The organism is Pseudomonas sp. TWR3-1-1 (assembly GCF_049896545.1).
GTDB classification, from domain to species: domain Bacteria; phylum Pseudomonadota; class Gammaproteobacteria; order Pseudomonadales; family Pseudomonadaceae; genus Aquipseudomonas; species Aquipseudomonas weihenstephanensis.
The window spans coordinates 151,308-174,667 of record NZ_JAFCUO010000007.1 but is presented as its reverse complement, the minus strand read 5'-3'; the positions used below and the strand labels follow the sequence as shown (position 1 = coordinate 174,667).

Below are 23,360 nucleotides of genomic sequence, written 5' to 3'. Positions count from 1 at the left end.
TTGACCCAGCGTCCAATTGCGCAAACGCGACCAACTGTGATGCCGCCTCCTTCAAAGTGTGTCCAGAAAACTGCGCAAGGCCCGCAGTTCATCCTTGTCCATGTTCAGTGCTTTCAGGCGTTCACTGGTGCTCGGGAACAGCGGATCGTTTACCTGTTGTGCGGTGGGGCGCGGGCGCGGCATGCCCATGTTGTAGAACGCCAGCGTGCCTTGCATGTTCACAAACAGGCCGTTGTGCATCCACGGCGCGGTTTTGCTGACCAGACGCAACGACGGCGTGCGAAAAGCCCCGACGTCTGCGGGCTTACCGGTCACTTCGTAACGCCCGAGGTCCTCGTATTTGCGTCCGTAATAACTCAGGCCAACGTTGTGAAATTGCTCGTCGCTCAACGCCGGCCCGAAGTGGCAGTTCATGCAGCGGGCCTTGGTGCGAAACAGGTGCAGGCCGTACAACTGCTCGTCGTTCATACGCTGCGGGCGCCCGCGCAGCAGTTGCTCGAACCCGGTGTTGCGCGTGGCGGTCACCAGCGTGCGCTGAAAGGTGGCCAAGGCTTTTGCGGTGTTTTGCTGAGTAATCGGGCCGGGGCCAAACACTTGGGCAAACTGCGCGCTGTAGGCTGCGTCTGAATTGAGCCGTTGCAGCAATTGCGGGATATCGAAGGCCATTTCTACTGGGTCGATGATGGGGTGCATGGCCTGTTGTTCCAGGCCGGCGCCCCGTCCGTCCCAGAACAGGGTCTGACTGTAGCCGCTCATCACCAGGCTTGGGGCGTTGCGTCGACCGCTTTGGCGGTCGTGGCCAAATGAAACGCGTCGCCCATCTGCAAACGCCATGTCGGCTTCATGGCAGGAGGCGCAGGCAATCTGGCCGGAACGCGAGAGTTTGGGGTCGTTGAACAGTTTTTTGCCGAGTTCGGCCTTGGCGTCAGTGAACGGGTTGTCGGGCGGTGCAGGCGCATGGGCGGGGAGGGCGGCCATCTCTTGCCATTTCACATCGGCGTCCACGGTAGGTGCGGGCCACTGGGCAACCGGCTGGCGATACAGGTTGGCGATGCAGTGTGTGTAGTCGGCAGACGTTGTGTCGCAGGGGGCGGCGTTCACGTTGCAGGCTGGCGCGACCAATCCGAGGCCGAACACGCTGAGCAGGATAATGCGCTTCAAAATGTGTACCCCACTTCGACCATGAACTGGCGACCCACTTCAAAGGTGGTCAGGCCCGTGGTGTCGGTGGTGCTGACGATTTGCTTGTCCAGCAGGTTGGTGACATCGAGGTTGACGAACACCGTCTGATCCTTGGCTGTGGGCATCGCCCAGGCGAGGCGGGTGTCCCAGGTCAGGGCGCCGGAAAACGGCGTTTCTTCCCACACGCGCACGGCAGCGCCCTGGAATTCAGTGGTTTTGCCGGTGGCTGCGATGCGCCGGTAGCCGTCGCGGTAACGCAGGAAGTTGCTCCAGGTCAGGTGCAGGGGTTCGACTTCGGTGACGGTGGTCAGGCGTGCCGTCCAGGGGCGGTTGTAATTACTCGCGGGCATGTCGGAATACTTCATGAACTTGCCGTCGTATTGAATCGTCGGGTCGTCGACATACGTGGCGCCAATGTTGGCGCTGTAGTTGGACAGCCCTGTGTTTTGCACCTTGCTCCAGTCCATGGCGAACTGCCCGCTGGTGCGGGTGCTGCCCAGTACAAAGGGGTGCAGCGGGGTGATGGTCAGGGTGTAAATATCGGCTTCACTTTTGCCGCCGTTGTAATAGGTGTAGTAATTGGCGGCCAGGGTGGTGGGGTCGTCCGTGGGTGCGCCAATTTGTGAACCCCAGGCACGGCTCACCTGTTCGCGGCCCTTGCGGTTGACGTACTTGACGGCAAACTCGGTGTCCCATTGCACATGGCTCAAGCCCAAGGTGAGTTCGTCGTCATAGGGTACTTTCAACTGATTGAACTGGCTGTCGTTGGGTACGCGTTTGCTCATTTCCCACTCGGCGGACGGGTTGGGGCGGGTGTATTCGGTGTTCATGGCGGCCACGCCGTCGCGCAATTTGTAGGCGTACAGGTTGCGTCCGTAATAACGGTTGGCGCCACCGGTGAGGCGGGTCTGGCCATTACCGAATACATCCAGCTCGATGGCGAATCGCGGCGCGAGGGTGACTTGGTTCATGTAGTCATCGCCGTCCAGACGCAGGCCGGGACGTACGGTCAGGCGCTTGTAGCGCATTTCGTCTTGAAGGTAGAGCGCCCAAGAGCGTGTATCGAAGGACGTTTTACCCTGAGTCACGGTTTTTTTGTTGGCGTATTGTCCGCCCCAGCCATTGGTGGTCTGGCCCATCGAACACAGAGAGTCGTTGGGTGGGCAGGCGGTGGCCTTGGCCACTGAATAGCTGGTGTAGGGCGAGTCGCGTTCGTACATCACGGCGTTCTGCGCCAGCTCAAGTCCGGTTTGCACGGCGTGATCGACGCCCAGCCAGTTGACGGTGTTCCAGTCGGCTTTCAGTTTGTAGGCCAGGGTTTTCTGCGCCTCTTCGATATCGCCGAAACCGCCTTCGGTGGCCATCGCCAGATTGCTCCAGTTCTTGGAGGTCGATGCGCGCCAGAACACCATGTAATCGCTGTCTGATGTGCGAGAGGTGTTCATTTGGCTCCAGCTGATGTTTTGCTCAACCCTGGCCAGGGGCGCATTCCACACCATGCGTGCGCTGACACTGTCGCCCCCGGCGGTCATCTCCCGCCCGGAGAGAATGGCGTTGGGGCCAAACGTCTCTGCGGTTTCCGGTGCATGGGTCACGCTGACATCGAGTTTCCAGTCTTCGTTAATTTGCCAGGCGGCTTTGAGGAAGTAGTTGTCGATGCGCCGGGTCTGCACCTGGGCAGCATTGGCGGTGTCGGTCTGGTTGGCGACTGAGAAGACGCGGGTCGGAATGGTCGAATCCTTGCGCGAGAAGCTGCCCAACAAACCGAAGTTCTCGGTTAAATGCCCTTCTAGCGTGGCGCGGGTGATGACCTTTTTAAAATCGGGCTGCGAGCTGTTACCGAAGCCAGCCTCATAATTTTCGAGGTCGGGGTCATCTTCGTTCAGGTGATAGCGGGTCCACTGCGAACGCGTCATTTGTACCGACAGTTTGCCGTGCAGGTCCATGCTGGGGTCGCGGGTGTTGGCCTGCACCACGCCGCCATTGAAACCACCGTATTCCACGGGCACGTTGCTGTCATAGACCTTGATCTCACTGAGCAGGTCAGTGTCGAGCGCCAGGCCCTGGCTGCGGCCCGGTATTTCGTCCATGTCATCGTTGGTGTTGCCGGGGTCGAGGTCGTTGTTCATGTTCATGCCGTCGACAATGAACAGGTTCTGCCAGGGTTGGGCGCCGTTGATGCTGATGTTGGCCGGGGCGATTTCACCGGGGGATTTGCTGTTTAACTGGTTGTTATCGAATTGCACATTGGGGTTGGTGCGCAGCAAGCTGGTGATGTCACCGTTGCCGGCAGGCAGGCTGTCGATCATTGCCCGGTCAATGGTTTGCTCGCCCTGAAACGTCGAGTCCAAGGCAGTGATGGGCGTGCTTTTGATCAGCAGCACATTGCTGTCGGTAGGCGGCAGGATCGACACGCTGTCGGCAGAGGTGACCTCCCATTGCAGGTTGCTGCCATCGAGCAACCGGGCCAGGGCTTTCTCGGGGCTCATATCGCCCGTAACGGCCGGGCTGCTCCGATCGGTGAGCAAGGTGCTTTCTGCACTGACTTGCCAGCCCGATTGCTGAGAAAACGCAACCAGCGCGGAGGCCAATGGTTGCGCCGCAATTTCAAAATGGGGTTGGGCGGCGTTGGCCAGCGCAGGTAACACGAGCCAGAAAGTCAGCAGTAACGACAGATGACGAGCAAAGCGGGCGCAGCACAAACGCGAAGAAGGCATGAGATGACCTACGAAATGAAACGTCATAGTCACTAATGCGAATCTTTATCAGTGACGTTCGTAGGTAAAGACTCTCGGCGCCAAAGGATTTCCAGAAATAAACGAAAATAATTATCCGCGCATGCAAACCGGGGTCAGTACGAAGCCTGTGGGAGCTGGCGAAAGCTGCGAAGGCTTGCGCTGTAAGCCTTTGTCGCAACCTTCGCCAGCGTCTACTGGGCTAAGGTTTTGCCGAAACGATCAGCGTATAGGGCACGCTGTCTTGCACGCGCCCACCCAGCGGGGCGATGGCGGCCTGCAACGCACGCTTGGGGTCGCGCAGGTTTAACACGGCGGTAATGCGCCGTTGGCCGAGCGCTTTGTCCGTCAGCACAATCAGTCCTGGCTGATAACGCCGTAAGTGCGACACGACGTCGTCCACCGATTGATCAATCGCTACCAATTGCCAGCGGCGCCACGGCGCAATTTGTTCGTCGGGCAATTGAGCCAGGCGGGTGGTTTGATGGGTGGCGCGGTAGCTTAATTGGTCGCCGTGATGCAGCACGTGCTCAGGGCGAGCAGACGAATCCGGGGTTTTGACCACGACGGTGCCGCTTTGGACGCTGACGTCAACGTTGCTGTCATTCAGGCTCACGGCGAATTCAGTCCCTGTGACGCGCACACGCACAGACCCCGCCTTCACGTAAAACGCGCGTGTGGCATCGGGCTTCACCGAGAAAAATGCCTGGCCGCGTAACAGCGTGACCTCCCGTTGCTGCGGGTCAAATTGCACATCGATCAGGCTGTTGCTGTCGAGTTGCACGCGGCTGCCGTCGCTCAAAATAATGTCGCGGTGTTCGGCCATTGGGCTATGCCAGTCGGCGCGCAAAGCTGGCCAGTCCGGTAGCAGCATGAACACGGCGCAGGCGGCGACGGCCGCGCCGATGAGTGAGCGCTTACGGCGGCTAGATCGAAGGGGTGCAGGCGCAAGCCTCGGCGCGGGGGGAGCGGCGGGTGCGGGGGTTGGCTCCTGCGCCAAGCTCAGCGCTTCACCGCTCAGGCGCCAGACTTTTAGCGCTTTGCGGTAGGCCGCGTCATGTTGGGGAGCGCTGGCGCGCCAGTCGTTCAGGCGCTGAGTCAGGTCGGGGTCGTCAGGGTGTTGCTGGATCAGCAGCAGCCAGTCGAGCGCGGTTTCCCAGATTGGGTTCGGGTTATCAGGCGCCACGGAACATGCTGCCCGTATCAAAACCGTGAGTGGGCACGAAGCATGGTGGCAGGTCGAAAAAGTCAGTCATCGCTCAGTTGTTCCGCGCAGTAGGTCAGGGCGTCGCGTACCAATTGGTGGGCCAGGCTGACAGAAATCCCCAGTTGGGCGCCAATTTGCTGAAATGTCAGGCCCTGTAAGCGATGCAGGATGAACGCTTGGCGTGTGCGCTCGGGCAAGCGGGACAGAGCATGTTGCAATTTGCGCAGCTCGTCCACATGCAGCGCTTGCTGCTCGGGTGACGGGGTGTTGGAAATGTGCTCATCCAGCGCGTCTTCACGCGTGGTGTGGCGATTTTCAAGGCTGGTGCGGCGATTGAGGTCAAAGGCCAGGTTGCGCACGATTCGATAGAGGTAGCCAACGGGTTGGGTCAAAGGGTTGGCGTTGTCTGCCCCTTGGTTGAATCGCAGCCAGGCGTCTTGCACCACGTCTTCGGCCTTGGCGCGGCAGCCCACGATAGGGGCGGCGTAGTCCACCAGGGCATGTCGATGCGTGAGGTAGAGTTGAAGCCGTTCGTTGGTGTCGGGCACGGGTTTCCAGGAGTACGCAGGAGCGATCTGAAGATGGCCGGATATTAGTGCGATTGAGATGGATTATCAAACACAGTATCGAAGGGCTGATAGAAGGTCTGATAAAAGGCGGGAGGCTGAATGACAGAAACTAAAAAGCCCGCTTTCGCGGGCTTTTTGAGTGGTTTACAGCGTGAAGCTGTAAACCTGAATTGGTGCCCAGAAGAAGACTCGAACTTCCACGACCTTGCGGTCACCAGCACCTGAAGCTGGCGTGTCTACCAATTTCACCATCTGGGCAGTATCAGCAACGTTGCCGCTGTTGATGTGGCGCACTATACGGAGCGCTTTTAAATCTGTAAACCCCCTGTTTTAGTTTTATTAAATCAGGGGCTTAGAATGCAAAAACCCGCTTTCGCGGGTTTTTGTGTGAGGCTGAAGATTGTACTAATCTGCATCTCTAAATTGGTGCCCAGAAGAAGACTCGAACTTCCACGACCTTGCGATCACCAGCACCTGAAGCTGGCGTGTCTACCAATTTCACCATCTGGGCAGCATCTTCAACGTTGCCGTTGTCGATGGCGCGCACTATACGGATGACCCTTTGACCTGTAAAGCGTTGTGAATAAAAATATCCAAAATATTTCGCGAACGGTGGGACAACAGCGGCAAAGCGCGTCAGAAAGGACTATTAAGGCTCTGAGTGAGTCCGAAATTTCCCGTTTCAATACGCGTATGCCAAACTAACCCGCATATAGACAAGGTGAAAACTATCTAATGGCCGATTGGCAGACCCTCGATCCCGAGGCCGCACGTGAAGCGGAAAAATACGAAAACCCTATCCCTAGCCGCGAGCTGATCCTTCAGCATCTGGCCGAGCGTGGCTCGCCAGCTGCTCGCGAGCAGTTGGTAGAAGAGTTTGGTCTTACCACGGAAGACCAGATCGAAGCCCTGCGCCGTCGCTTGCGAGCGATGGAGCGCGATGCACAATTGATTTACACCCGCCGTGGCACTTATGCACCGGTGGATAAGCTCGACCTGATTCTCGGCCGCATCAGTGGTCACCGTGACGGCTTCGGCTTTCTGATCCCGGATGACGGCAGTGACGACCTGTTCATGAGCCCGTCGCAGATGCGCCTGGTGTTTGATGGTGACCGTGCGCTGGCCCGTGTTTCGGGGCTGGACCGCCGTGGTCGCCGTGAAGGCGTGATTGTCGAAGTGGTATCACGCGCTCACGAAACCATCGTCGGCCGTTACTTCGAAGAAGGCGGCATTGGTTTTGTTGTTGCCGATAACCCGAAAATCCAGCAAGAAGTGTTGGTGACACCCGGCCGCAATGCGGGTGCCAAGATTGGCCAGTTCGTTGAAGTGAAGATTACTCACTGGCCGACGCCGCGCTTCCAGCCGCAAGGTGATGTGCTTGAGGTGGTAGGCAATTACATGGCTCCGGGCATGGAAATCGACATTGCCCTGCGCACGTACGACATTCCGCACGTTTGGCCAGAAGCTGTGGTTAAAGAAGCGCGTCGTCTCAAGCCTGAAGTTGAAGACAAAGACAAAGAGAAGCGCATCGACCTGCGTCATCTGCCGTTCGTCACCATTGACGGCGAAGATGCACGCGACTTCGATGACGCGGTGTTCTGTGAAGCCAAGCCGGGCAAGCTTCGCCTGTTCTCGGGTGGCTGGAAGCTGTACGTGGCCATTGCCGACGTTTCCAGCTACGTGAAAATCGGTTCGGCGCTGGATACTGAAGCGCAGGTACGTGGCAACTCGGTGTACTTCCCTGAGCGCGTGATTCCGATGTTGCCGGAAGAGCTGTCCAACGGCCTGTGTTCCCTGAACCCGAAAGTCGACCGTTTGGCGATGGTGTGCGAGATGACCATCTCCAAAACCGGCGAAATGACCGACTACCAGTTCTACGAAGCGGTGATCCATTCGCAGGCACGTCTGACCTACAACAAGGTCAGCACGATGCTTGAGCACGCCAAAACCAACGAAGCCAAACAATTGCGCGCGGAGTACGGTGATGTTGTGCCGCACCTCAAGCAGCTTTATTCGTTGTACAAGGTGTTGCTGGCGGCTCGCCATACCCGTGGTGCGATCGATTTTGAAACGCAGGAAACCCGCATCATCTTCGGGGCAGATCGCAAAATCGCTGAGATTCGCCCAACCACGCGTAACGATGCCCACAAGCTGATCGAAGAGTGCATGCTGGCGGCCAACGTGGCCACGGCTGAATTCCTCAAAAAGCACGAAATCCCTGCGCTGTACCGCGTGCATGATGGCCCTCCGCCAGAGCGTCTGGAAAAACTGCGTGCCTTCCTGGGTGAGCTGGGCTTGACCCTGCACAAAGGCAAGGACGGTCCTTCGCCGAAGGATTATCAAGCGTTGTTGGCCAGCATCAAGGATCGTCCGGACTTCCACCTGATCCAGACCGTGATGCTGCGTTCGTTGAGTCAGGCGGTCTATAGCGCGGACAACCAGGGCCACTTCGGCCTGAATTACGAAGCCTATACCCACTTCACTTCGCCGATCCGTCGCTACCCGGACTTGCTCACGCACCGTGCGATCCGCAGTGTGATCCATTCCAAAATGGACACCCCGCACGTACGTCGTGCTGGCGCGATGACCATTCCGAAAGCGCGCATCTATCCGTACGACGAAGCGGCACTTGAGCAGCTTGGCGAACAGTGCTCGATGAGTGAGCGCCGTGCCGACGAAGCCACGCGTGACGTGACCAACTGGCTTAAGTGCGAGTTCATGAAAGACCGCGTCGGCGAGTCGTTCCCGGGTGTGGTCACTGCCGTGACAGGTTTTGGTCTGTTTGTGGAATTGACCGACATCTACGTCGAAGGTCTGGTGCATGTCACGGCCTTGCCGGGCGATTACTACCACTTCGACCCTGTGCATCACCGCTTGGCGGGCGAGCGCACCGGTCGCAGCTTCCGCTTGGGCGATACCGTCGAAGTGCGGGTGATGCGCGTTGATCTTGACGAGCGCAAAATCGACTTCGAAATGGCTGAGAAAACCCTCAGTGCGCCAATCGGTCGTAAAAACCGTGGCACTGAAAAGCCTGCTGCCAAAACCGGCAAGCCTGCTGGCAAACCGAGTGGCTACGACACAGACAAGCCTGCTGAATCGGCAAAGGCGCCTCGTCGGGCACCCGCCAAAACCAGCAAAAATACCGATGATGCCTATCGCCCTGGCGATGCAGCGGCCAAAAATGCCGAGCTGCGCAAGAGTCGTGAATTGAAACAGGCGTTGCTGGCCGAATCGAAAAGCGGCGGTCGGACATCGGCGCCGGGAAAGTCGGGGAGGGCAGCACCCGCTAAAGACGCGGGCAAGCCTTCCAAACCGAGCAAACATCGTAAAGGCCCGCCAAAATCGGGCGCAGCGCCTGCCGCCAAAAGCGGCGGGTCGCGCAAACCTAAGGCTAAGTCATGAGTCAGTTGGAAAAAATCTACGGCATTCACGCTGTAGAAGCGTTGCTTCGTCATCACCCCAAGCGCGTCAAGCAGGTGTGGCTGGCCGAGGGTCGTAGCGATCCTCGCGTACAGACCCTGATTACGCTGGCCGATGAAAGCCGGGTGCCGGTGGGCAACGCCGAACGTCGTGAAATGGACGTTTGGGTTGAAGGCGTGCACCAAGGTGTTGTGGCGGATGTAAGCCCCAGCCAGGTGTGGGGCGAGGCGATGCTCAATGAATTGCTCGACCGTACCGAAGGCGCACCGCTGATTTTGGTGCTGGACGGCGTGACCGACCCGCACAACCTGGGTGCTTGCTTGCGTACGGCAGATGCTGCCGGTGCGCTGGCGGTCATCGTGCCGAAAGACAAGTCCGCAACATTGACCCCGACTGTGCGAAAAGTGGCATGCGGCGCGGCTGAAGTTATCCCGTTGGTGGCTGTCACTAACCTCGCGGCCACACTGAAAAAGCTTCAGCAGCGCGGGCTGTGGATCGTTGGTACAGCTGGCGAGGCCGAGCAAGAGCTGTATGAGCAAGACATGACCGGCCCGACCATTCTGATCATGGGTGCAGAAGGCAAAGGCATGCGTCGCCTGACCCGCGAGCATTGCGACTACCTGGTGCGCCTGCCGATGGCTGGCAGTGTCAGCAGCCTGAACGTTTCGGTAGCGACGGGTGTTTGTCTGTTCGAAGCCCTGCGTCAGCGCAGCGTCAAAGCCAAGTCCCCTGCCAAGAAGAAATAATTTGTAGCCGCTGCCGAAGGCTGCGATAAGGCCGCAGGCCTTCAAGCTTGAGTCGACAAGCCGAGTGCTTCGCGCTCGATCGCAGCCTGCGGCAGCGGCTACAGGTCACCGTACGGCAAGATTGTTCAAATAATCACCAATTGCCTTGCGCCTCTCTTGTGCCTTCTCTACAATTGCGCCCCTTGCCGTCATGGCGGGCGCATATGTGCCTCTCTAGGCAAGACACACAAGTGTCATTCACTCCTTGTCTGACCGCTTTTTAGTTAGCGGCAGGCTACAACCCGTAAGGAGCATTCATGCGTCATTACGAAATCATCTTTTTGGTCCACCCGGATCAAAGCGAACAAGTCGGCGGCATGGTAGAGCGTTACACCAAGCTGATCGAAGAAGACGGCGGCAAAATCCACCGTCTGGAAGATTGGGGCCGTCGTCAACTGGCCTACGCAATCAACAATGTTCACAAGGCTCACTACGTGATGCTGAACGTTGAGTGCACTGGCAAGGCTTTGGCTGAGCTGGAAGACAACTTCCGTTACAACGATGCTGTGATCCGTAACCTGGTCATCCGTCGCGACGAAGCCGTAACTGGCCAGTCCGAGATGCTCAAGGCTGAAGAGAACCGCAGTGAGCGCCGTGAGCGTCGTGACCGTCCTGAGCATTCTGACAGCGCCGATGGCGATGACAGCGATAACAGCGACGCCAGCGATAACGCTGACGAGTAATCCACGGACCTTTTGAGGAGCCAATTACATGGCACGTTTCTTCCGTCGTCGTAAATTCTGCCGCTTCACAGCAGAAGAAGTGAAAGAGATCGATTACAAAGATCTCAACACTCTGAAAGCTTACGTATCCGAGACCGGCAAAATTGTTCCAAGCCGCATCACCGGTACTAAAGCTCGTTATCAGCGTCAGCTGGCCACCGCTATCAAGCGCGCCCGCTTCCTGGCCCTGCTGGCCTACACCGACAGCCACGGCCGCTGAGACCGGGCAGTCGACACGTAGTAAAGGATTGAAAGCATGCGCGCCTTAGCTGAGTTCATCATGCGAGGCCGTGTGCAGGCCACGTTAGTCGTGGCCGGATGTGCGGCATTGCCGTTTTTGTTCTGGTTGAGTGCTGCTGCAGGAAGCCTTGTGCTCCTGCGGCGCGGTCCGAGAGATGCCTTGAGCATCCTCTCATGGGCGTTACTGCCGGCCTTGGTCTGGTGGTTTATCGGAGAACCTCGCACCTTGATGGTGTTGTTGGGAACTCTGGGGCTGGCGTTGTTTTTGCGCGCCGGTCAGCCCTGGCATCGCGTGCTGCTGGTCAGCGTGGCATTGGGTGGTGTGTATGGCGTTATCCTGGGCACGGTTTTCCGCGAACCCATTGGTGCGATGGCGCAGGAGTTGGAAAAACTTCTGCCGCAGGTCCTCAATGGTCTCTACGACACGTTATCTGACGTAGAGCGAGCGCGCCTTGGAGCACTGATTGCACCCGTCCTGACCGGTTTGATTGCAGCTTTGATGCAGGTCGTCAGCGTGCTGAGCCTGATGCTTGGGCGTTATTGGCAAGCGTTGTTGTATAACCCAGGCGGTTTTGCCAGCGAATTTCGCAGCATCCGCCTACCGCTGGGTCCAGCGTTACTGTTGCTGGCGTGCATGCTTGTCGGACCGAACTTCGGTCCGCAAATGGCCATGCTTACGCCGTTGTGCAGCGTAGCGTTGTTCTTCGCCGGGCTGGCCCTGATTCATGGGCTGGTGGCGCAAAAGCGACTGGGCAAGTTTTGGCTGGTGGGGTTGTACGTCACGCTGTTGCTGTTCATGCAGCTGATCTATCCGTTGCTCGTGGTTTTGGCCATTGTCGACAGCCTGATTGATTTTCGCGGACGTTTGGCGCCGAAAGACGTCGATAAAGACTCTGCGAACGGTGAAGGTTAAAAGTTAAGAGGATTTTCACATGCAACTGATCCTTCTGGAAAAAGTCGCGAACCTGGGCAACCTGGGCGACAAAGTAAATGTTAAGGCCGGTTACGGTCGTAACTACCTGCTGCCATACGGCAAAGCTACCGCTGCAACCGCTGCCAACCTGGCTGCGTTTGAAGAGCGTCGTGCTGAGCTGGAACAAGCAGCAGCAGACAAGAAAGCTTCGGCTGAAACACGCGCTGCCCAACTGGCTGAGCTGGAAGTGACTATCACTGCCACTGCCGGTGACGAAGGCAAGCTGTTCGGTTCGATCGGCACTCACGACATCGCTGATGCACTGACCGCCTCTGGCGTTGAAGTTGCAAAAAGCGAAGTTCGTCTGCCGAACGGCACTATCCGCAACGTTGGCGAATTCGACGTGGCTGTGCACCTGCACGCCGAAGTTGAAGCAACCGTACGCGTTGTTGTGGTAGCTGCTTAAGCAGTCTTAACTGACTGGCACCTTGTGTGTCAGACGGTTAACATCGGGCACGATCCTGTTTACAGGTCGTGCCCTTTGTCTTTCTACAGACGTTGATTTTCACCCCCCAAATTACACGTGGCCATGAACGATATCTCCGCTCCTGAGCAATACGACCTGCAAACCGCATCCTTGAAGGTGCCACCGCATTCCATCGAGGCCGAACAGGCCGTGCTCGGTGGTTTGATGCTGGACAACAACGCCTGGGAACGCGTGCTGGATCAGGTGTCGGACGGTGACTTTTATCGACATGACCACCGCCTGATCTTCCGGGCCATCGCCAAACTGGCGGACCAGAACTCGCCGATTGACGTCGTGACCCTTGCCGAGCAATTGGACAAGGAAGGTCAGACCTCGCAAATCGGTGGGCTGGGTTACCTGGGCGAGCTGGCAAAAAACACGCCATCGGTCGCCAACATCAAGGCCTACGCGCAGATCGTCCGCCAGCGGGCGACCTTGCGGCAGTTGATCGGCATCAGTACCGAGATCGCCGACAGCGCTTTCAACCCTGAAGGCCGCAGCGCCGAAGAAATCCTCGATGAGGCCGAGCGCCAGATCTTTGCCATTGCCGAGGCCCGGCCAAAAACCGGCGGCCCGGTCAGTGTCAACGATCTGTTGACCAAGGCCATCGACCGTATCGACACCTTGTTCAACACCGACAACGCCATTACCGGCTTGTCCACCGGTTACACCGATCTTGATGGCATGACCAGTGGCTTGCAGCCGTCGGACTTGATCATCGTGGCGGGCCGTCCGTCGATGGGTAAAACCACTTTTGCGATGAACCTGGTCGAAAACGCCGTATTGCGCAGCGAAAAAGCGGTACTGGTTTACTCGCTTGAGATGCCAGGTGAGTCGCTGATCATGCGTATGCTGTCGTCCCTGGGGCGTATTGACCAGACCAAGGTCCGTGCGGGTCGGCTTGAGGACGATGATTGGCCGCGCCTGACCTCGGCGGTCAATCTGCTCAACGACCGCAAGCTGTTTATTGATGACACGGCGGGCATCAGTCCCTCGGAAATGCGTGCGCGTACCCGCCGCCTGGTGCGTGAACATGGCGACATCGGCCTGATCATGATCGACTACCTGCAATTGATGCAGATTCCGGGTTCGGGCGGTGATAACCGAACCAATGAAATTTCCGAGATTTCGCGATCGCTCAAGGCGTTGGCCAAAGAATTCAACTGCCCGGTTGTGGCGTTGTCACAGCTCAACCGCTCCCTGGAGCAGCGCCCCAACAAGCGCCCGATCAACTCCGACTTGCGTGAATCCGGCGCCATCGAGCAGGATGCCGACGTCATCATGTTCGTGTACCGCGACGAGGTGTACCACCCCGAGACCGAGCATAAAGGCATTGCCGAAATCATCATCGGCAAGCAGCGTAACGGGCCGATTGGCACCACGCGGCTGGCGTTTATCGGCAAGTACACGCGCTTCGAAAACCTTGCGCCGGGCAGTTACAACTTCGACGATGACTAATCGGTAGTGGCGCAGGCGTTGGGCATGTGGGTAAAGCCTGCTGCCCGCGCTGCTCATCACCTCTTCCTGCGTCCTCCCTCGTCTTGACCTCAACCGCTCATCGGCACTGTCACAATTGACAGTTTTGTCGTGCTGCTTGGTGCGCAAATATTGCCCATCGATGCTCGCCGTCGCGAAGGTGCCCGGTCGAGCGGCGTTTGCTTGTGCATGCTTAACCCATCCCGCGTAACGAGCGACAGGGGATCAAGCCAGTGCGTGACGTCCCAAGAGACCTGCGTGACCCACAAGATGTCGCCACGCCTCATCCCGACCCGCTGGGTTATCAGGCCCGGATCCTGTCGCGGGTTTCACGCACCTTTGCGTTGACTATCCCGCAGTTGCCCGCCGAGCTGGCAACGGTGGTCACGCATGCCTATTTACTGCTTCGTCTGGCCGACACCATAGAAGATGAGCCTGCGCTGACTGCGCAGCAAATTCGGGTTTATGAGGACGCATTTCTTGAGGTTGTGGCTGGGCGAGCGGATGCCCGGCGCTTCAGCGATCAAGTGTGCGCATTGCTGACGGGGCAAACCCAAGACGCCGAGCGCGAGTTAATGCAGCACTTGCCGTGGGTGATGCAGGTTCACAGCCTGCTGACGCCTGTGCAGCGTGCGGCCCTGCTCAATTGCCTGGCGGTCATGACGCGTGGCATGTCCGAGTTTCGGCAAGGTTTGGGGCTTCAGGGGTTGGCAACGTTCCATGACCTTGATCGCCTGTGCTATTGCGTCTCGGGGGTTGTGGGCGAAATGTTGACCGAGTTTTTTATCGAGGCCGTCCCATCTCTAGGAGCGCGCAGAGCCACGCTGCATCGCCTGTCGATTTCGTTCGGTGCGGCCCTGCAGTTGACCAATATCCTCAAGGATCAATGGGAGGACCGTGAGCGCGGCATTTGCTGGCTGCCTCGTGAACTTTTCAGGGCGTATGGCGTGCATTTACACGCGCTCGATCCGGGGCATGCAGCCCCCAATCATGCCTGCGCGCTGTCAGTGCTGATCGGCACGGCTCACGCGCATTTGCATCTGGCCCTCCAATACGCCCTGCTGATTCCGGTAGAGCAGAAGGGGATACGTCGATTCATTCTGTGGACCCTGGGTCTGTGCTTGTTAACCTTGCGCAAAATGCACAACACGCCGGGTTTTAGGTCGCAGCAGCAGGTGAAAATCACCCATGCCGATGTCGCACTGATCATGTATTCGGTCACCGGCGTGCAGCGATGGGACTGGGGTGTCCAGGCGCTTTTCAACACAGCGTCGCGCGGGTTGCCGTTTACACCCTTGGCGCCTGAGTGGGAGGCCGCCGCCTGGCACGCACTTCCGTGGCCGCGCCACTCCATTTCATTTCTGGATCACCTGCCTTTAAGGTTTTGACTTCTGCCTTGTATAAGGTCGGCATGCACCTCGTCGATAAAGCCAAGCGCTTTAGTCGGAATTGATCATTTTTTGTGCTATATTCCGCGCCCGCGAATTTCTCAGTAAATGTCGCGCCCCTCTTTATGCACTCAACACCGGTCATCGACATGCAAGCAGCCAAGCCTCTATTTGACTATCCGAAGTACTGGGCCGAATGTTTCGGGCCAGCGCCATTCCTGCCGATGAGCAGGGAGGAGATGGATCAGCTTGGCTGGGATTCATGCGACATCATCATCGTCACCGGTGATGCGTACGTCGACCACCCTTCGTTCGGCATGGCCATCATTGGCCGCTTGCTGGAATCTCAGGGCTTTCGTGTGGGCATCATTGCGCAGCCGAACTGGCAGTCCAAAGACGACTTCATGAAGCTGGGTGAGCCGAACCTGTTTTTCGGCGTCGCCGCCGGCAACATGGACTCGATGATCAACCGCTACACGGCTGATAAAAAGATCCGTTCCGATGACGCCTACACCCCCGGTGGCATGGCAGGCAAACGTCCGGATCGCGCCAGCCTGGTTTACAGCCAGCGTTGTAAAGAAGCCTACAAGAATGTGCCGATTGTATTGGGTGGCATTGAGGCCTCTCTGCGTCGCATCGCACATTACGACTACTGGCAAGACCGTGTGCGTAACTCGATCCTGATCGACGCCTGCGCCGACATCTTGTTGTACGGCAACGCCGAGCGCGCAATTGTCGAAGTGGCTCAGCGCTTGTCCTACGGCCACAAAATCGAAGACATCACCGATGTGCGCGGTACTGCGTTCATTCGTCGTGATACGCCAAAAGACTGGTATGAAGTCGACTCCACGCGTATCGACCGTCCGGGCAAGATCGACAAGATCATCAACCCGTACGTGAACACCCAGGACACTCAAGCCTGCGCCATCGAGCAAGAAAAAGGCCCGGTTGAAGACCCGAACGAAGCACAGGTTGTACAAATTCTGGCCAGCCCGCGCATGACCCGCGACAAGACGGTCATCCGTCTGCCGTCGGTTGAAAAAGTGCGTGGCGACTCTGTTCTGTATGCCCACGCCAACCGCGTGCTTCACCTCGAAACCAACCCGGGCAACGCCCGTGCGCTGGTGCAGAAGCATGGCGAAGTCGACGTGTGGTTCAACCCGCCGCCGATCCCGATGACCACCGAAGAAATGGACTACGTGTTCGGCATGCCGTACGCACGTGTCCCGCACCCTGCGTACGGCAAGGAAAAAATCCCTGCCTACGACATGATCCGCTTCTCGGTGAATATCATGCGTGGCTGCTTCGGCGGCTGCACCTTCTGCTCCATTACTGAGCACGAAGGCCGCATCATTCAGAACCGTTCTGAAGAGTCGATCATTCGCGAGATTGAAGAGATCCGCGACAAGGTGCCAGGTTTCACCGGCGTCATTTCCGACCTCGGCGGCCCGACCGCGAACATGTACCGCATCGCCTGCAAAACGCCGGAAATCGAATCCGCGTGCCGCAAGCCATCCTGCGTGTTCCCCGGCATTTGCCCGAACCTGAACACCGACCACTCGTCGCTGATTCAGCTGTATCGCAGCGCCCGTGCGTTGCCGGGTGTGAAGAAGATCCTGATCGCTTCCGGCCTGCGTTACGACCTCGCGGTCGAGTCGCCGGAATACGTCAAAGAGCTGGTGACGCACCACGTTGGTGGTTACCTCAAGATCGCCCCGGAACACACCGAGGAAGGTCCGCTCAACCAAATGATGAAGCCGGGCATTGGCAGCTATGACAAGTTCAAGCGCATGTTCGAGAAGTACACCAAGGAAGCGGGCAAAGAGCAGTACCTGATCCCGTACTTCATCGCCGCTCACCCCGGCACCAAAGACGAAGACATGATGAACCTGGCGCTGTGGCTCAAGGGCAACGGTTTCCGGGCTGACCAGGTGCAAGCGTTCTACCCCTCGCCAATGGCCACGGCCACGGCGATGTACCACTCGGGCAAGAACCCGCTGCGCAAGGTCACGTACAAGAGCGACTCGGTCACCATCGTCAAGAGCGAAGAACAGCGCCGTTTGCATAAAGCGTTCTTGCGCTACCACGATCCCAAAGGCTGGCCGATGCTGCGCGAAGCGCTGACGCGTATGGGCCGCGCCGATTTGATCGGTTCGGGCAAAGACCAGTTGATCCCGTTGCATCAACCTGCAACGGATAGCTACCAAAGTGCCCGTCGTAAAAACTCGACCCCTGCTGGCAGCCACAAAGTCGCCGGGGAAAAGACGACCAAGATCCTCACTCAGCACACCGGCCTGCCGCCGCGCGCCAGTGATGGCGGCAACCCGTGGGACAAGCGCGAGCAAGCCAAAGCAGCGGCCTTTGCGCGTAACAAGCAGGCGGCCAAAGAGCGTCATGAAGCGGCCAAGGGTGGCAAAAGCCAACGTCCGGCCCGCAAGCCCGTCGTGCCTCGCTAAACAAGCGTGTAGTCGCTGCCACAGGCGGCGATCGAGCCTGAAGGGGTCGCGCCTTTGGACTTTATCGCAGCCTGCGCCGGCAACTACGGGTTCGAGTGCGCCACAACGCCAGCCATCGAGCTGGCGTTGTGCTTTCTGCGCGCTGAGAAGCCTGCCACGGGTTTGTAGGCTTTATGCTGAGGCTTCGTCAGGTAATGAGTATCAAAGCGTCTGAGGGCGTTACGAGGCGGTCAGGTTAACTGCGAGGATCAACAGCTGAGCTGCTGATCCTGATCACAGATCCTGTGGGCCGGGTTGTGGATAACCGGGCCGAGGGTGTTACGCGTTGGGTGCTTTGTCTTCTTCTACAGCGCCAGTCTCTTGCGCGGCAACTTCGCCTTCTGTGGCGGGTGTCTCGACGTCCTGTTCCAGGTCTACGGTGCCACCTTCAGCGGCAGCCTTCTTGCGCTGAAGCTTTTCTTCTTTCTTCTGCTCTTTAGCCAAGTCTCTTTGACGCTTTGCGAAGTTGTAGTTTGGTTTGGCCATGGGCGATCCTCTTGTGCTCGAAGGTGTGGTGAGCGAAGGGTATTCTGCCCTGTATTAGTGCTTAGCCGTTAGCTGGGTTTTTGCAAGGTTGTTTATCGCGTGATAAATCAGTTCCGACAGTTCGTAAAAAATCTGTAGGAAACGGCTTGTTAAGCAGGGTACTTATTCTCCAAAAATCAAAAACATGGCCTAAGGTTATAAGCCCGCAGTTCGTCTAGCAGGCTATTACACCCGATTAACGTGCTTGGTCATGACCCAGGTCATTGGAATTGAGACGATTTTCGGGCAACCTGTATACAAATTGTGGAATTTTTATACCCTGCCTTGGAGATACACCATGTTTGCCAAAGTTGTTGCGGTATCCCTTTTGACCCTGGCCAGCGGCCATTTGCTGGCGGCTGAATGCAGCGTGACAGTCGATTCGACTGATCAAATGTCGTACAACACCAAAGAAATCACCATCGACAAGTCCTGCAAAACCTTCACGGTAAACCTGACTCACTCCGGCAGCCTGCCAAAAAATGTCATGGGTCATAACTGGGTCCTGAGCACTAAAGCAGACATGCAGGGCGTCACCAATGACGGCATGGCCGCCGGTCTGGACAAAAACTACCTGAAAGATGGCGACACGCGCATCATCGCTCACACCAAAATCATCGGTGCCGGCGAGAAAGATTCTGTGACCTTCGACGTTTCCAAGCTCAAAGCGGGTGAAGAGTACGAATTCTTCTGCACCTTCCCGGGCCACAACTCGATGATGAAAGGTGCTGTGGTTCTGAAATAAGAACGCAGACGCTTTCAAATACAGCCCTGACGCGCTTCATGCCGTCAGGGCTGTTTACGTTCAGGCTCAGGTTTTTGAGGCGGTCATCTTGAAAATCCCCTGAGCGTTGCTGCTGTCGAAATTCAGGTCCAGGCGCCCGGTGTCTGGATCCACCTTGCGTTGGATGAACTCAACAAATGACCCGGGCACTTGATGCTCGCAGTAGTGGCCGCTGGCATCGACCAGACCACGGGTCACCGCGCACGCGCGATAGGCGGTTTGCATGACTCGACCTGTGGCCGAGACTTCGATGCTGTCTTTCATGGGCCGCTGCAAAGCGCGCTGTTGTGCGACGGTGGTTTCCAAATCCGCTACCCGATCAGTCAGATGGTTGAAGCGGTTGCCTTCAGTCGCAATCCACGCCATCTCAGCACTTTCATCCAGCAGGCAGCGATAGTCAGTTTCCAGCACGGCGCCATGCTGGCGGTCGAAGGCGCGGTACAACCCCGGCAACAGGGCTTGAGCCTCAGGCAGGCTGCAATGGCGGGTCAGTTGCAGGCGCTTAAGGATGCTGACGTGTTCAGCGCCCAATGGATCTCGACTGCTGCTGACGACGCGGGTCACGGCGCTTTGGAAGGTTTCACTGAACCGCCCCGGGTGTAACTCCGACACAAAAAACTGTGCGATGTCTTCGGGCAAGTCCATTTGCCGGTAGCCCCAGCCAGTCATGTTCAGTTTGGTCAGCGGGTACGTTCGCACATCGGTAAAGCCCAACGGCTCCAGCAAGCGTGCAAATGCCTGACGGCCACGGGGCAGTTCACCATTGTGCGGCCAGTCCACGGTACGCAGCGCCCCATGATCGAACACCACCTTGCGTCCACCTCGCGCCTGTTCTTCCACATAGCGATAGCCATCGGGCACGGCATTGACCAGCGTGTGCAGAAGACACAGGTTCAGCGCTTCGGCGAGCCAGACGCGGTGCAACGCCTGTTCATGCCAGCTGAAGCGCAGCAGGGCTTCAGGCACCTCGACATGCTCGCGCAGCCAGTGGGCGGCAGACGAGTCGAGCGTGGATTCGACAAGCGAAAAAAGACCATCGAAAGAAGACATGGCGGGCAGGGCTCTGGCGACGAAACAGGCGTCTATCAAAGCTGTAGACGGGGTAGGCCACAAGCGAAAAAAAACGCTGGGGTCATTCCGTTTTTTCTGGCTGGCGTGCGCAAGGTCCAAAGCCCCTCACCCCCGCTCCTTTTCGCAGAGTTTGGGGGGGGGAGGGCAAAGGTTGATCGCGGTCTCAAGGCGCGAACGGCATCTCACGCTTGTGATGGGTTTTTTCGTACGTGCTGCAAATGATGTTGAACGCCTCTTCGCTTACCGGTTCGCCCTGCAAAAAGGCATCAATCTCGGCATAGGTGACGCCGTGGGACGCTTCGTCGGGCTTGCCCGGTTCCAGGTCTTCGAGGTCGGCCGTCGGGACTTTCTCCACCAGCGACTCGGGCGCACCAAAATGCCGTGCAATCGCCCGCACCTGATGTTTCACCAGCCCGCTCAGCGGCGCCAAATCACACGAGCCGTCACCAAACTTGGTGAAAAACCCCATCACCGCTTCTGCCGCATGGTCAGTGCCGATCACCAGCCCGCCCGTTGCACCGGCGATGGTGTATTGCGCCACCATGCGCATCCGCGCTTTGGTATTGCCCAGCACGAAGTCCACAGTGGCCGGTGGCTTGCCTTCAAACGAGGCCACTTCAGCTGCCAGCGCTTTGACCGCAGGCCCAATGTTTACCGTTTGGCGTTCATCGGGGTTGATGAAGTCCACCGCTGCGGTCGCGTCGATTTCGTCGTGCTGCACGCCATAGGGCAGGCGCACCGCAATAAAGCGATAGGCCGGATCGCCGGTCTGCTCGCGCAGTTGCTTGACCGCACGTTGTGCCATCAGGCCTGCGGTCAGTGAGTCGACACCGCCGCTGATGCCCAGTACCAGCGTCTTGAGCCTGGCGTTGTGCAGGCAGCACTGAATAAAGGTAGTGCGACGTGCGACTTCAGCTTCAAGGGCAGCAGTGTCTTTAAACGGCGGCTGGACCTTGAGGTCTTGTGCAATTTGGCGCTGTACGGCCTGCATGGTTCACTCCTTGGGAGAATGTTCAGGAACTTGGAAAACATGGCGCAGATAGGCGGCGAAGTTGGGGTCAGAACAGTGGGTCTTGCCCGGCTCATCCGAAATTTTCGCCACTGGTGAGCCGTTGCAGCCGGTCATTTTAAGGACGATGCTCATCGGCTCAACCCCCGGAATGTCGCAGGTCAGGTTGGTGCCGATACCGAAACTGACGTTGATCCTGCCGCGCAACGTGCGGAATATTTCCAGTGAGCGGGGCAGGGTCAGGCTGTCGGAAAACACCAGCGTCTTGCTCATTGGGTCTATGCCCAGCGCGTGGTAATGCGCGATGCATTTTTCGGCCCACACCACGGGGTCACCCGAGTCATGGCGCAAGCCGTCAAACAGCTTGGCAAAGTAAAGATCGAAATCCTTGAGGAAGGCATCGGTGGTGATGCAGTCCGTCAGTGCAATCCCCAGCAGGCCCCGGTATTCACGCACCCAGCAATCGAGCGCCGCACTTTGACTGTCGATCAGCCGTGGCCCCAGTTGCTGATGGGCCATGATCCATTCGTGGGCCATTGTGCCCAGGGGCTTCATGTCCAGTTCGCGGGACAAGTTAACGTTGCTGGTGCCCACAAAACGACCGGGGAAGTCATGCTTGAGCACGCTGACCACTTCTTCCTGCACGCGGTACGAAAACCGGCGACGTGTACCGAAGTCGGCCACTTGTAAACCGGCCAGTTCATCGGCGCTGGCATTGGCTTGCAGCCAGTCAAACTTGCGATAGAGCTGCTCACGGGCTTGCGACAGAACCGTATCGGCATAGCGTGAGCGGTTGCGCACTTCGCTGACGATCGCCAGTAATGGCACCTCAAACAGAATCACATGCAGCCACGGGCCACGCAGGCGGATAAACAGCTCGCCGTTTTCGATTCCGGTGTGGACATAGCGCAAGTTAAAGCGAAACAGGCCCAGGAAGCGTATGAAGTCAGGCTTCATAAACGTAATCCGTTCCAGAAAACCGAGTTGGTCCTGGCTCATGCTCAAGTCAGCCAAACGCTCGATCTGATGACGGATTTCGCTCAAGTAGGGGCGTAAGTCTTCGCTGTTACGGCAGCGAAACTCCCATTCAACTTCCACGTTGGGGTAGTTGTGCAGCACCGCCTGCATCATGGTCAATTTGTAGAAGTCGGTGTCGAGCAGGTTCTGCACGATGCGATCGGCAAACACACTCTCGCTCATAACGCGAATCTCCATGCTGGCCGTGCCTGATTGCCACGGCTTTCAGCTCTTTCAATGAATGACGCTAGTGGCGCATATCCGTGGGCGGTTGTGCCAGCGGTTTTTACGTTTACAGCGACTCGTCCTCGACAGTCGCAGACGGCGGGGTGGCCCTTTGCTCCATCATCCAGCTGACGAACGCCTGCACTTTGGGCACGCTCGCGGAATGCTCGGGGTAGGCCAGGTAATACGCATCGTGACTGGGCATGGCGTACGGCCAGGCGATTACCAATTTGCCATCTGCTAATTCCTCTTCGACCAAAAACCGTGGCAGCAAGGCCACCCCGCAGCCGACCTGAGCTGCACGAATGCACATATAAAAGGTGTCAAAGCGCGGGCCGTGGTAGCTGTGGTCCGTGCGGTAGCCCTGATGTTCAAACCATTCATGCCACGCTTGTGGGCGTGAAGCGTTTTGCAGCAGTACCAAATCGGTCAATTGCGTGGGATCGGTGAACGCAGTGCCGGGCAAGCTTGAGGGCGCACACACGGCCACCAACTCTTCTTCCAACACTTTCAGGCACTCACTGCCGGGGCGTGAGCCTTGGCCGAAGTAAAACGCCAGATCGCTGTGCCCTTGCAACAAATCGTCTGCCTGCTGTTCGTTGCACACATCCAGATGAATCTGCGGGTGCCGTAGCCGCCAACCTTTAAGCCGTGGCACAAGCCAGCGTGCGCCGAAGGTTGAGGGGGTGGAGACGCGCAACACTTCAGTTTCGCCGCCGTAGGAGCGCAGTGTGTGGGTCGACATTTCGACTTGGGTCAGGATTTTTCGGACTTCTACCAAATACAAATCACCGGCAGGCGTCAGTTGCAGACGACGCCGTACCCGACGAAACAGCAAATGCTGGAGCAATTCTTCGAGCTGTGCGACCTGTTTACTGACCGCACTTTGGGTCAAGTTCAACTCCTGCGCCGCGCGGGTAAAACTCAAATGGCGAGTCACGGCTTCAAAACACTGCAAGGCAGTGATCGACGGCAGGTAGCGTTTATTGAGCATGAGCAGCCTCGTATTTTTGTTGTAAGCCAACGTTACCAGCGCAGCATGAATTTTCGGAATGATATCTCGCTTAAAGG

The 23,360-nt window shown here is 57.7% G+C and carries 19 protein-coding genes and 2 tRNA genes; 10 read left to right on the top strand and 11 right to left on the bottom strand.

Features of this window, described 5'->3' with window-relative positions:
• Nucleotides 1-51: 51 nt before the first annotated feature.
• From ACP7A4_RS16455 to ACP7A4_RS16430, 6 genes are all read right to left on the bottom strand, one after another.
• The gene (locus ACP7A4_RS16455; RefSeq protein WP_256209920.1) at nt 52-1,161 is read right to left on the bottom strand and encodes a cytochrome-c peroxidase; all 1,110 of its coding nucleotides are present in this window, start codon (nt 1,159-1,161) and stop codon (nt 52-54) included.
• A complete protein-coding gene (locus ACP7A4_RS16450; protein WP_426247795.1) occupies nt 1,158-3,899 on the bottom strand; it encodes a secretin and TonB N-terminal domain-containing protein in 2,742 nt (913 codons plus the stop codon). The genes ACP7A4_RS16455 and ACP7A4_RS16450 overlap by 4 nt, the downstream gene beginning before the upstream one ends.
• A gap of 220 nt (nt 3,900-4,119) precedes the next feature.
• Nucleotides 4,120-5,103 carry a FecR family protein gene (locus ACP7A4_RS16445; RefSeq protein ID WP_426247794.1) on the bottom strand — a complete coding sequence of 328 codons (984 nt, stop codon included), beginning with the start codon at nt 5,101-5,103 and terminating at the stop codon, nt 4,120-4,122.
• A 62-nt stretch (nt 5,104-5,165) separates the two neighbouring features.
• Nucleotides 5,166-5,672, bottom strand: coding sequence for a sigma-70 family RNA polymerase sigma factor (locus tag ACP7A4_RS16440; RefSeq protein WP_059763485.1), 507 nt, complete (start codon nt 5,670-5,672; stop codon nt 5,166-5,168).
• Between the two features lie 192 nt (nt 5,673-5,864).
• Nucleotides 5,865-5,951, bottom strand: a tRNA-Leu gene (locus ACP7A4_RS16435).
• Between the two features lie 166 nt (nt 5,952-6,117).
• Nucleotides 6,118-6,204 (bottom strand) — tRNA-Leu (locus ACP7A4_RS16430).
• A gap of 224 nt (nt 6,205-6,428) precedes the next feature.
• Here ACP7A4_RS16430 and rnr point away from each other — a divergent pair.
• From rnr to ACP7A4_RS16385, 9 genes are all read left to right on the top strand, one after another.
• Nucleotides 6,429-9,095: a ribonuclease R gene (gene rnr, locus ACP7A4_RS16425; protein ID WP_059763482.1), complete on the top strand. Its 2,667-nt coding sequence runs from the start codon at nt 6,429-6,431 to the stop codon at nt 9,093-9,095.
• Entirely contained in the window at nt 9,092-9,859 is a 768-nt protein-coding gene (gene rlmB / locus ACP7A4_RS16420; protein ID WP_059763479.1) for a 23S rRNA (guanosine(2251)-2'-O)-methyltransferase RlmB, read from the top strand. The genes rnr and rlmB overlap by 4 nt, the downstream gene beginning before the upstream one ends.
• A gap of 296 nt (nt 9,860-10,155) precedes the next feature.
• Nucleotides 10,156-10,581, top strand: coding sequence for a 30S ribosomal protein S6 (gene rpsF / locus ACP7A4_RS16415; protein ID WP_003439045.1), 426 nt, complete (start codon nt 10,156-10,158; stop codon nt 10,579-10,581).
• Nucleotides 10,582-10,609: 28 nt separating this feature from the next.
• Nucleotides 10,610-10,840, top strand: a complete 231-nt coding sequence (gene rpsR, locus ACP7A4_RS16410; RefSeq protein WP_003171373.1) for a 30S ribosomal protein S18 — start codon at nt 10,610-10,612, stop codon at nt 10,838-10,840.
• Between the two features lie 36 nt (nt 10,841-10,876).
• A complete protein-coding gene (locus ACP7A4_RS16405) occupies nt 10,877-11,773 on the top strand; it encodes a hypothetical protein (protein ID WP_048364433.1) in 897 nt (298 codons plus the stop codon).
• A 19-nt stretch (nt 11,774-11,792) separates the two neighbouring features.
• Nucleotides 11,793-12,239: a 50S ribosomal protein L9 gene (rplI, locus tag ACP7A4_RS16400; RefSeq protein WP_003439047.1), complete on the top strand. Its 447-nt coding sequence runs from the start codon at nt 11,793-11,795 to the stop codon at nt 12,237-12,239.
• A 123-nt stretch (nt 12,240-12,362) separates the two neighbouring features.
• Nucleotides 12,363-13,757 (top strand): replicative DNA helicase, encoded by a 1,395-nt coding sequence (dnaB, locus tag ACP7A4_RS16395; protein ID WP_203303043.1) that lies wholly within the window; start codon nt 12,363-12,365, stop codon nt 13,755-13,757.
• A gap of 251 nt (nt 13,758-14,008) precedes the next feature.
• Complete coding sequence (locus ACP7A4_RS16390) at nt 14,009-15,163, top strand: phytoene/squalene synthase family protein (RefSeq protein ID WP_426247793.1); 1,155 nt, start codon at nt 14,009-14,011, stop codon at nt 15,161-15,163.
• 149 nt (nt 15,164-15,312) lie between these two features.
• The gene (locus ACP7A4_RS16385; RefSeq protein ID WP_059763477.1) at nt 15,313-17,619 is read left to right on the top strand and encodes a YgiQ family radical SAM protein; all 2,307 of its coding nucleotides are present in this window, start codon (nt 15,313-15,315) and stop codon (nt 17,617-17,619) included.
• A 318-nt stretch (nt 17,620-17,937) separates the two neighbouring features.
• On the opposite strand, the gene ACP7A4_RS16380 is transcribed toward ACP7A4_RS16385, so the two are convergent.
• Nucleotides 17,938-18,144, bottom strand: coding sequence for a hypothetical protein (locus ACP7A4_RS16380; protein WP_059763474.1), 207 nt, complete (start codon nt 18,142-18,144; stop codon nt 17,938-17,940).
• 337 nt (nt 18,145-18,481) lie between these two features.
• On the opposite strand from ACP7A4_RS16380, the gene azu reads away from it, so the two are divergent.
• Nucleotides 18,482-18,928 carry an azurin gene (azu, locus tag ACP7A4_RS16375; RefSeq protein WP_059763472.1) on the top strand — a complete coding sequence of 149 codons (447 nt, stop codon included), beginning with the start codon at nt 18,482-18,484 and terminating at the stop codon, nt 18,926-18,928.
• Between the two features lie 66 nt (nt 18,929-18,994).
• Here azu and ACP7A4_RS16370 read toward each other — a convergent pair whose 3' ends face one another.
• The 4 genes from ACP7A4_RS16370 to ACP7A4_RS16355 all read right to left on the bottom strand — a co-directional run bounded on the left by ACP7A4_RS16370 (nt 18,995) and on the right by ACP7A4_RS16355 (nt 23,283).
• Complete coding sequence (locus ACP7A4_RS16370; protein WP_203303041.1) at nt 18,995-20,017, bottom strand: DUF1338 domain-containing protein; 1,023 nt, start codon at nt 20,015-20,017, stop codon at nt 18,995-18,997.
• 184 nt (nt 20,018-20,201) lie between these two features.
• Entirely contained in the window at nt 20,202-21,029 is an 828-nt protein-coding gene (gene nadE, locus ACP7A4_RS16365; protein ID WP_426247792.1) for an ammonia-dependent NAD(+) synthetase, read from the bottom strand.
• Between the two features lie 3 nt (nt 21,030-21,032).
• Nucleotides 21,033-22,247, bottom strand: a complete 1,215-nt coding sequence (gene pncB / locus ACP7A4_RS16360) for a nicotinate phosphoribosyltransferase (RefSeq protein ID WP_059763466.1) — start codon at nt 22,245-22,247, stop codon at nt 21,033-21,035.
• Between the two features lie 109 nt (nt 22,248-22,356).
• Nucleotides 22,357-23,283, bottom strand: coding sequence for a LysR family transcriptional regulator (locus tag ACP7A4_RS16355; RefSeq protein WP_426247791.1), 927 nt, complete (start codon nt 23,281-23,283; stop codon nt 22,357-22,359).
• Nucleotides 23,284-23,360 lie beyond the last annotated feature (77 nt).

Coding starts and splice junctions, on each gene's coding strand:
- nadE (WP_426247792.1), bottom strand. CDS start 21,029: ATGCAGGCCGTACAGCGCCAAATTGCACAAGACCTCAAGGTCCAGCCG.
- rlmB (WP_059763479.1), top strand. CDS start 9,092: ATGAGTCAGTTGGAAAAAATCTACGGCATTCACGCTGTAGAAGCGTTG.
- ACP7A4_RS16405 (WP_048364433.1), top strand. CDS start 10,877: ATGCGCGCCTTAGCTGAGTTCATCATGCGAGGCCGTGTGCAGGCCACG.
- ACP7A4_RS16450 (WP_426247795.1), bottom strand. CDS start 3,899: ATGCCTTCTTCGCGTTTGTGCTGCGCCCGCTTTGCTCGTCATCTGTCG.
- dnaB (WP_203303043.1), top strand. CDS start 12,363: ATGAACGATATCTCCGCTCCTGAGCAATACGACCTGCAAACCGCATCC.
- ACP7A4_RS16385 (WP_059763477.1), top strand. CDS start 15,313: ATGCAAGCAGCCAAGCCTCTATTTGACTATCCGAAGTACTGGGCCGAA.
- rnr (WP_059763482.1), top strand. CDS start 6,429: ATGGCCGATTGGCAGACCCTCGATCCCGAGGCCGCACGTGAAGCGGAA.
- ACP7A4_RS16355 (WP_426247791.1), bottom strand. CDS start 23,283: ATGCTCAATAAACGCTACCTGCCGTCGATCACTGCCTTGCAGTGTTTT.
- rpsF (WP_003439045.1), top strand. CDS start 10,156: ATGCGTCATTACGAAATCATCTTTTTGGTCCACCCGGATCAAAGCGAA.
- ACP7A4_RS16370 (WP_203303041.1), bottom strand. CDS start 20,017: ATGTCTTCTTTCGATGGTCTTTTTTCGCTTGTCGAATCCACGCTCGAC.
- azu (WP_059763472.1), top strand. CDS start 18,482: ATGTTTGCCAAAGTTGTTGCGGTATCCCTTTTGACCCTGGCCAGCGGC.
- ACP7A4_RS16380 (WP_059763474.1), bottom strand. CDS start 18,144: ATGGCCAAACCAAACTACAACTTCGCAAAGCGTCAAAGAGACTTGGCT.
- pncB (WP_059763466.1), bottom strand. CDS start 22,247: ATGAGCGAGAGTGTGTTTGCCGATCGCATCGTGCAGAACCTGCTCGAC.
- rpsR (WP_003171373.1), top strand. CDS start 10,610: ATGGCACGTTTCTTCCGTCGTCGTAAATTCTGCCGCTTCACAGCAGAA.
- rplI (WP_003439047.1), top strand. CDS start 11,793: ATGCAACTGATCCTTCTGGAAAAAGTCGCGAACCTGGGCAACCTGGGC.